The organism is Thalassolituus sp. UBA2009 (assembly GCF_002335285.1).
GTDB classification, from domain to species: Bacteria; Pseudomonadota; Gammaproteobacteria; order Pseudomonadales; family Oceanobacteraceae; genus Venatoribacter; species Venatoribacter alkanivorans.
The window spans coordinates 1-7,906 of sequence record NZ_DDCJ01000016.1 but is presented as its reverse complement, the minus strand read 5'-3'; the positions used below and the strand labels follow the sequence as shown (position 1 = coordinate 7,906).

General features: G+C 54.3%; 9 protein-coding genes. 6 read left to right on the top strand and 3 right to left on the bottom strand.

The features are described 5' to 3' along the window. On the top strand, positions 1-303 hold a 303-nt coding region (locus B3P58_RS01575; protein WP_286715587.1), incomplete at its 5' end, for a DapH/DapD/GlmU-related protein. A 45-nt stretch (positions 304-348) separates the two neighbouring features. On the opposite strand, the gene B3P58_RS01570 is transcribed toward B3P58_RS01575, so the two are convergent. From B3P58_RS01570 to B3P58_RS01560, 3 genes are all read right to left on the bottom strand, one after another. Further along, the gene (locus tag B3P58_RS01570) at positions 349-792 is read right to left on the bottom strand and encodes an acyl-CoA thioesterase (protein WP_145467496.1); all 444 of its coding nucleotides are present in this window, start codon (positions 790-792) and stop codon (positions 349-351) included. Between the two features lie 95 nt (positions 793-887). After that, positions 888-2,264 carry a TRAP transporter large permease gene (locus B3P58_RS01565; RefSeq protein ID WP_286715584.1) on the bottom strand — a complete coding sequence of 459 codons (1,377 nt, stop codon included), beginning with the start codon at positions 2,262-2,264 and terminating at the stop codon, positions 888-890. Beyond that, positions 2,257-2,799: a TRAP transporter small permease subunit gene (locus B3P58_RS01560; RefSeq protein ID WP_286715583.1), complete on the bottom strand. Its 543-nt coding sequence runs from the start codon at positions 2,797-2,799 to the stop codon at positions 2,257-2,259. Before B3P58_RS01560 ends, B3P58_RS01565 begins: the two co-directional genes overlap by 8 nt. A gap of 233 nt (positions 2,800-3,032) precedes the next feature. Here B3P58_RS01560 and B3P58_RS01555 point away from each other — a divergent pair, with 233 nt between their 5' ends. The 5 genes from B3P58_RS01555 to B3P58_RS01535 all read left to right on the top strand — a co-directional run. Continuing rightward, a complete protein-coding gene (locus B3P58_RS01555; protein ID WP_286715581.1) occupies positions 3,033-4,076 on the top strand; it encodes a PstS family phosphate ABC transporter substrate-binding protein in 1,044 nt (347 codons plus the stop codon). A gap of 89 nt (positions 4,077-4,165) precedes the next feature. Beyond that, positions 4,166-5,539, top strand: a complete 1,374-nt coding sequence (gene pstC / locus B3P58_RS01550; protein WP_286715579.1) for a phosphate ABC transporter permease subunit PstC — start codon at positions 4,166-4,168, stop codon at positions 5,537-5,539. Then, positions 5,532-6,812, top strand: coding sequence for a phosphate ABC transporter permease PstA (gene pstA, locus B3P58_RS01545; protein WP_286715578.1), 1,281 nt, complete (start codon positions 5,532-5,534; stop codon positions 6,810-6,812). The genes pstC and pstA overlap by 8 nt, the downstream gene beginning before the upstream one ends. Positions 6,813-6,853: 41 nt before the next feature. Further along, on the top strand, positions 6,854-7,657 hold the full coding sequence (pstB, locus tag B3P58_RS01540) for a phosphate ABC transporter ATP-binding protein PstB (protein WP_145467507.1): 804 nt from the start codon (positions 6,854-6,856) through the stop codon (positions 7,655-7,657). 12 nt (positions 7,658-7,669) lie between these two features. After that, positions 7,670-7,906, top strand: a 237-nt coding sequence (locus tag B3P58_RS01535) for a PhoU domain-containing protein (protein ID WP_286715575.1), incomplete at its 3' end; no start/stop codon positions are given.

Sequence of the window (7,906 nt, the reverse complement as noted above, 5' to 3'; positions counted from 1 at the left end):
GGCGAAGGTTCCAAGGTGAACCACCTGACCTACATCGGTGATGCTGAGATTGGTAAAGATGTGAACGTTGGTGCGGGCACCATCACCTGCAATTACGACGGCGTAAACAAGTTTAAAACCGAAATCGGCGACAATGCCTTTATCGGCTCCAACTCGTCGCTGGTGGCACCGGCAAAAATTGGCGCAGGCGCAACGGTCGCCGCCGGTTCGGTAATCACCAAAGAAGTGGCTGAGGGCGAACTGGCCGTGGCACGGGGTAAACAGCGCAACGTGACGGGCTGGGCGCGTCCGGTTAAGCAGTAAGTACAGCCCGCAGGAGCCGTCCGGCTCCTGCTCTTTCAGCTTTTCTCAGCGCGGAACGCGGCGGATACGCCCGGTTTCGTCGATCGCAACATACACAAACACAGCATCAACGACTTTGCGGCGCTCAACTTCGTTCGGGTTTTGCGTCCACACCTCGATAGCGATGCGGATGGATGAGGTGCCGATATCCAGCAGGCGGGTGTAGAAGCATACGGCCGCACCCACGCGGATGGGCGACATAAATACCACCGATTCCAGTGCCACATTGGCAATGCGGCCCTGAGCCAGACGGCTGGCAACACTTTCCGCGGCGTGGTCCATCTGCGCGACTACCCAGCCACCGCTGATGTCGCCGTGCACATTGGTTTCACTGCGGGTTGGAATCAGGCGCAGGGTCAGCTCGCCTTCCGGGGTTGGCTCACAATCTTCGCGTGCTTCTTCGAGGGAATCTCCGCGTGGATGATCGACGGCGTCCTCTTTCGGGTCCATGGGGTTCTACCTGGTTGGAATTATTTTGTGCGGAGTGTACTGGTTTTCTGCCTCCAGCACATCCGCTGCCAATACGACTTTAGCGGCAGGCCGGATCAGCCATAGAGCTGTTCCGGTAACCAAGTCGCCAATTGTGGGAAACAGGCCAGCAGTACCAGTATCAACAGCTGGATGGCAATAAAAGGCATTACACCGCGATAAATGGTGCGGGTGGCGATTTCCTTCGGTGCCACACCGCGCAGGTAAAACAGGGCGAAACCAAAGGGTGGCGTGAGGAATGAGGTCTGCAGGTTAATGGCAATCATAATGCCCAGCCAGACAGGATCGACCCCCATCATCAGCAGTACCGGTGCAACAATAGGCACCACGACAAAGGTGATCTCGATAAAGTCGAGAATAAAACCGAGCAGGAAGATCACCAGCATCACAATCAGCATGGCACTGAACACGCCGCCGGGCAGGCTGGTAAAGGCCGAATGCACCAGCTCTTCGCCACCAAAACCACGAAATACCAGAGAGAACAGCGCAGCGCCAATAAAAATCAGGAACACCATGCTGGTCACCTGCAGGGTGGCATCCATCACTTCTTTTAAGCGCGCAATATCAAACTCGCGGTAGGCAATGGCCAGCAGCAGGGCGCCACCGGCACCGATACCGGCGGCTTCGGTGGGTGTGGCAATTCCGGTCAGAATAGAGCCGAGCACAGCGATAATCAGCGCCAGTGGTGGCAGCAGCCCTTTTAGTAATTCGAGCACAAAAGCGCCATTCAGCGGCGGCCGGTCACTCACGGCCGGTGCGGCCTGTGGGCGGAACAGAGCCACCAGACCGATGTACAGCAAATAAGCTGCAACCAGCATCAGTCCGGGAATCAGCGCACCGACAAACAGATCGGCAACGGATACGGTTTCCGGGCTGAAAATACCCATCTTCAGTTGTGCCTGCTGGTATGAGCTGGACAGCACATCGCCCAGAATAATCAGTGCCGTTGACGGTGGAATAATCTGCCCGAGGGTGCCGGTCGCGCAGATGTTGCCGGTTGCCAGCGCCGGGCTGTAGCCCTGACGCAACATGGTCGGCAGTGAGATCAGGCCCATGGTCACCACGGTGGCACCGATGATACCGGTGCTTGCCGCCATCAGCATGCCAACAATCACCACGGAAAAGCCCAGGCCACCGCGCACCGGGCCGAACAGCAGGCCCATATTGCGCAGCAAACGCTCGGCGATACGCGATTTCTCCAGCATCACGCCCATAAATACAAACAGCGGTACGGCGATCAGAATCTGGTTACTGAGAATGCCGAACATACGGTTCGGCAGCGCGTGCAGAAAGGCCTCATCCAGCGTGCCGGTTAATACACCGACACCTGCAAACAGCAGCGAGGTGCCGGCCAGGGTAAAGGCCACGGGAAAGCCACACATCAGCACGATGCAGACCAGCGCGAATAACAGCAGCGGCATTAACTCAGCCATAGTGTTTTTCCACCTCCGCGCTTTCATCGGCACCCGGATGCTGCACGAAGGTGTTGGCCAGCTCGGCCAGCGCCTGCAGGATAATCAGCAGTGGCAGGGCAACAATCAGGCTCTTGAGCAGGTAAACAAAGGGCAGGCCTCCGGCTTCGGGGGACTTCTCGCCAATGGCCCAGGCGCTGGCCACGTAATCCCAGCTGACCCAGAGCATAAAGAGGCAGACGGGCAGCACCAGCAACACAATGCCAAGGCGGTCGACCCAGGCCTGACGCTGTGCGCTCCAGTTGCGGTAAAACACATCCACCCGCACATGGCCGCCCTGCTGCCAGGTATAGGCGGCACCGAGCATAAAGAGTGAGGCGTGCAGGTACATCACCGCTTCCTGCAGGGCGATGGACGGAATGCTGAAGCTGTAGCGCAGAACCACCACCAGGCAGGAAAAGATAACCATCAGTAGCGACAGCCAGCGTACGGATTCGCCGATAAGCCGGGTTAACCGGTTCAGCTGCAACAGGGAATTCAGCAAAATTTGAGTCATCAGGGGCTCTTATTATTGGCGGTGTAACACGGGTTGTTATGACCCGGGCGGCGCATTATACCCACAGGACATGCGGCTTGCAGCCCGGTTTCTGTGTCACATAACTGTCATAGTGCTGTAATAAATTGCCCGACTGTCATATTTCTGTAACATTGCACTCCAATAATCACGTTCATCCAATAGCCAACGCTGTTCCTGGATTGGTAACAACCGGAATACAAAAGGAAGCAAAGATGAAAAAAGCTCTGTTAGCCGGCGCCGCACTGCTGGCCTCTGTCGTAAGTGTTACGGCTCACGCTGAACGTGATTACATCAGCATCGTAGGTTCTTCAACGGTTTACCCGTTTTCTACCGTTGTGGCTGAGCGTTTCGGTAAAGCAACCAACTTCCGTACCCCGAAAGTTGAATCAACCGGTTCCGGTGGTGGCCTGAAGCTGTTCTGTTCTGGTGTGGGTGATGCAACTCCGGATATCACCAACGCTTCCCGTGCGATCAAATCTTCTGAAATCGAGCTGTGCGCCAAAAACGGTGTAACTGAGATTGTTGAAGTCATGATTGGTTATGACGGCATTGCCTTTGCCAATGCGGCAACGGCTCCACGCATGGAACTGACCCGTAAAGATATGTTCCTGGCGCTGGCGAAAATGGTTCCTGCCAAAGACGGTTCCGATACCCTGATTGAGAACCCATACAAAACCTGGAAAGACGTAAACCCTGCTCTGCCAGCGAAAAAAATCGAAGTACTGGGACCACCACCAACATCCGGTACCCGTGATGCCTTCGTAGAACTGGCGATGGAAGGTGGCTGTCAGCAATTTCCATTCATCAAAGCGATGAAGAAAACGGATGAGAAAAAATTCAAAGCCGTTTGCCATGGCCTGCGTGAAGATGGCGGCTATGTTGAAGCCGGTGAAAACGACAACCTGATCGTACAGAAACTGGTCGCGAACCCGGATGCGTTCGGCATCTTCGGCTTCAGCTTCCTGGAGCAGAATGCAGATAAAGTGCAGGGTTCTGTTGTTGACGGTAAACTGCCGACCTTTGAAGCGATCTCTGATGGTTCTTACCCGGTCAGCCGTTCACTGTTCTTCTATGTTAAGAAGGCACACGTTGGTGTTATCCCGGGCATTGAAGAGTATCTGGCTGAGTTCACCTCTGAGCGTGCGATGGGTGAAGATGGTTACCTGGCTGAAAAAGGCATGATTCCGATGATGGATGAAGAACGTGCCCGTGTTCTGAATAATGTAAAAAATCTGACTCCGCTGGCCGCTAAGTAAGCAGCGAGCGCGGTCTGAAGACTCGCGGCAAAAGCCGAGGCAATCGCCTCGGCTTTTGCATGTCACAACCACTTAAAGATCAATGACCCATGAATTACAGTAGCTTGATCATTGCGGTTCTGATTCTTCTCGGCGGAGCTTATCTGCTGGGACGGAACCGGGCCCGGGCAATTGCCAGTCAGGGCATGCGCCTGCACTCACTGCCAACTCACTATGGTGCGTTAATGGCCCTGTGGACGGGCCTGCCGCCACTGTTACTGCTGCTGATCTGGAGTCTGGCGGAAGCGCCGGTCATTGATCATCTGCTGATCGCCCAGCTGCCGGAAGCCATTCAGCAGGGCAGTCCGTCGGATATTCAGCTTGCCATCAGCAAGGTGCACAATCTGGCTATTGGTTCAGGTATCAGTGCGGCACCGGAGCTGGAACCGGCGGTGCGCCATCTGATCGAACTGCAGGAACGTACTCTGCTGTTGCACAGTGGCATGGTGTTGTCGCTGGCGCTGTTGGGTATTGCGTTAACCTGGCGCCGCATTAAAGCCGATATGCGCGCCCGTACCGAGGTTGAAAGCATTGTCCGCCGTCTGCTGTTTGCCAGCTCCGGTGTGGCGGTACTGACCACCCTCGGTATTCTGGCGTCAGTGCTGTACGAGGCGTGGCAGTTCTTCGGTAAAGTCAGCCCGTTTGAATTTCTGTTTGGCACCACCTGGTCTCCTCAGGTGGCTCTGCGTGCCGACCAATCCGGCTCCTCCGGCAGTTTTGGTGCGGTACCACTGTTTGCCGGTACCTTGCTTATTTCTTTAATCGCGATGTTTATCGCGGTGCCTGTTGGTCTGATGGCGGCGATTTATTTATCGGAATACGCCACGCCGACTATCCGCCAGTACGCCAAACCGGCGCTGGAAATTCTGGCTGGTATTCCAACCGTTGTGTACGGCTTCTTTGCCGCGTTAACGGTGGCTCCGGTGATCCGTGAGCTGGGTGAGTCGATGGGGCTGACGGTATCGTCGGAAAGTGCGCTGGCCGCCGGTCTGGTGATGGGGATTATGATTATTCCGTTCGTTTCATCGTTGTCGGATGACGTGATCAACGCCGTGCCACAATCGCTGCGCGATGGCAGTTATGGTCTGGGTGCCACCAAGAGCGAAACCGTTAAAGAAGTGGTTATTCCGGCAGCTCTGCCCGGTATTGTTGGTGCCATTATGCTGGCGGTATCGCGTGCCATTGGTGAAACCATGATCGTTGCCATGGCGGCCGGTCTGGCTGCGAATCTGACGGCTAACCCGCTGGATTCGGTGACCACCGTAACCGTACAGATCGTAACCCTGCTGGTGGGTGACCAGGAATTCGATTCACCGAAAACATTGGCGGCCTTCGCGTTGGGACTGGTGCTGTTCCTGGTGACGCTGGCGCTCAACTTCGTTGCCCTGAAAGTAGTACAGAAATATCGGGAACAATATGACTAATACCTCTATGAGTACCCGCGAAAAAGTTGAAAAAAGCATGGTGCGCCGCCGTGCGGCGGAAAAGCGTTTCCGCACGTACGGTATGGCATCGGTGTTGTTTGGTCTGCTGTGTCTGGTGGGATTGTTTGGCGACATCATCAATAAAGGTGCGTCGGCGTTCCGTCAGACGGTTATTCAGACCGAAATTCTGATCGATGCAGACTTTCTCGGTATTAACAAAAAAGCCGATGACCAGGAAATCCGTAATGCTGATTTCGAAGGTCTGATTAAGCAGCACTTCAAAGCTATGGTGCAGCCGCAGGGGCGCGGTGAGCGCCGCCAGCTGTACAGCATGATCAGTGCCGGTGCAGCCTGGCAGCTGCAGGAAGCGGTGATTGCAGACCCGTCGTTATTGGGCAAGAAGCTGAGTGTTAACCTGATTGCGGATGACGATGTTGATCAGTGGTTCAAACATGACCGTGGAACCGAGCTTCATAATAACCGTATGAGTGAAACTCAGGTGAAATGGCTTGAGCAGTGGATTGATCAGGACATGCTGAAGACCCAGTTCAACACCTTGTTCTTTGTTAACGGTGATTCGCGTGAGCCTGAGCTGGCCGGTATCCGTGGTGCTATTACCGGTACCTTCCTGACCTTGCTGGTTACCTTTCTGCTGTCGTTCCCGATTGGTGTGGCGGCGGCTATTTATCTGGAAGAATTTGCTCCGCGTAACAAAATTACCGAGTTTGTTGAAATTAATATCAATAACCTTGCGGCAGTGCCATCCATTACTTTTGGTCTGCTCGGTCTGGCTATTTTTATTAATATTTTCGGTGTGGCACGTTCCACCCCACTGGTCGGTGGCCTGGTGCTGACGCTGATGACTTTGCCGACCATTATTATTTCCGGTCGTGCAGCGATTAAAGCCGTACCGCCATCCATCCGCGAAGCGGCCTTTGGTCTGGGTGCTTCGAAAATGCAGGTGGTCTTTCACCATGTATTGCCGCTGGCATTACCGGGCATGCTGACCGGTACCATTATTGGTATGGCTCAGGCATTGGGTGAAACGGCACCGCTGCTGATGATTGGTATGGTGGCCTTTGTGGTCGACGTGCCGGGTTTTGTGAATGACCCGTCAACCGTATTGCCGGTACAGATTTTCCTTTGGTCAGACAGTCCTGAGCGTGCCTTTATGGAGCGTACGTCCGGTGCCATTATGGTGCTGCTGGGCTTCCTGGTGACGATGAATACCGCCGCGGTGATGCTGCGCCGTCGTCTGGAACGCCGCTGGTAAGTGGTCTGACACATTAACGATTTGATTGGATTAAATAGATTATGAGCATCATCGAAAACCACAAAACCAATGGCGCCGCTTTTTGTGAAAATCCGAAATTAAAGGCCCGTGATGTTGGCGTTTTTTACGGTGAAAAACAGGCCATTTTTGATGTCAGCCTGGATATCGGTGCCAACGAAGTGATCGCCCTGATCGGCCCGTCCGGTTGCGGTAAATCGACGTTCCTGCGTTGTCTGAACCGCATGAATGACACCATCGATATCTGCCGTATCAGTGGTGAAATTCTGCTCGACGGTGAAAATATTTACGATCCTAAAGTGGATGTCGTGCCTTTACGTGCGCGGGTTGGTATGGTGTTCCAGAAGCCAAACCCATTTCCCAAGTCGATTTATGACAACGTTGCTTACGGCCCACGTATTCATGGCCTGGCGCATTCGCGTGTTGATCTGGACGAGATTGTGGAAAAAAGTCTGCAGCGTGCCGGCTTATGGAATGAAGTAAAAGATCGTCTGCACTCACCCGGCACAGGTTTGTCCGGTGGTCAGCAGCAGCGTCTGTGTATCGCCCGCACTATTGCGGTCGATCCGGAAGTGATTCTGATGGACGAACCCTGTTCAGCGCTGGATCCGATTGCAACGGCTAAGATTGAAGAACTGATCGACGAACTGCGTGAGAATTACACCATCGCCATCGTAACCCACTCCATGCAGCAGGCTGCGCGGGTGTCACAGCGTACGGCGTATTTCCACCTTGGTCAGCTGATTGAAGTAAACCCGACCGATCAGGTGTTTACGACGCCTCAGCACACATTAACAGAAGCCTATATCACCGGCCGTTTCGGGTAAGGGGACGCGACAATGGAAATGAATTTTAACCAGCATATTTCCGGACAGTTTAACGCTGATCTGGAAGCGATCCGCAACCATATGATGGGTATGGGTGGTCTGGTCGAGCGTCAGGTGGCTAATGCAATTGAGGCTATCTGCAGCGGTGATACCCGTGTGGCCGATGATGTTATCCGCCGTGAAGACGAAGTGGATAAGATGGAAGTGAACATCGACCACGAGTGCACGCAGATTCTGGTGCGTCGCCAG

Bases quoted from the DNA above. Each gene is read 5' to 3' on its own strand.
- B3P58_RS01570 (WP_145467496.1), bottom strand. From the start codon at position 792: ATGGACCCGAAAGAGGACGCCGTCGATCATCCACGCGGAGATTCCCTC.
- B3P58_RS01555 (WP_286715581.1), top strand. From the start codon at position 3,033: ATGAAAAAAGCTCTGTTAGCCGGCGCCGCACTGCTGGCCTCTGTCGTA.
- pstB (WP_145467507.1), top strand. From the start codon at position 6,854: ATGAGCATCATCGAAAACCACAAAACCAATGGCGCCGCTTTTTGTGAA.
- B3P58_RS01565 (WP_286715584.1), bottom strand. From the start codon at position 2,264: ATGGCTGAGTTAATGCCGCTGCTGTTATTCGCGCTGGTCTGCATCGTG.
- B3P58_RS01560 (WP_286715583.1), bottom strand. From the start codon at position 2,799: ATGACTCAAATTTTGCTGAATTCCCTGTTGCAGCTGAACCGGTTAACC.
- pstC (WP_286715579.1), top strand. From the start codon at position 4,166: ATGAATTACAGTAGCTTGATCATTGCGGTTCTGATTCTTCTCGGCGGA.
- pstA (WP_286715578.1), top strand. From the start codon at position 5,532: ATGACTAATACCTCTATGAGTACCCGCGAAAAAGTTGAAAAAAGCATG.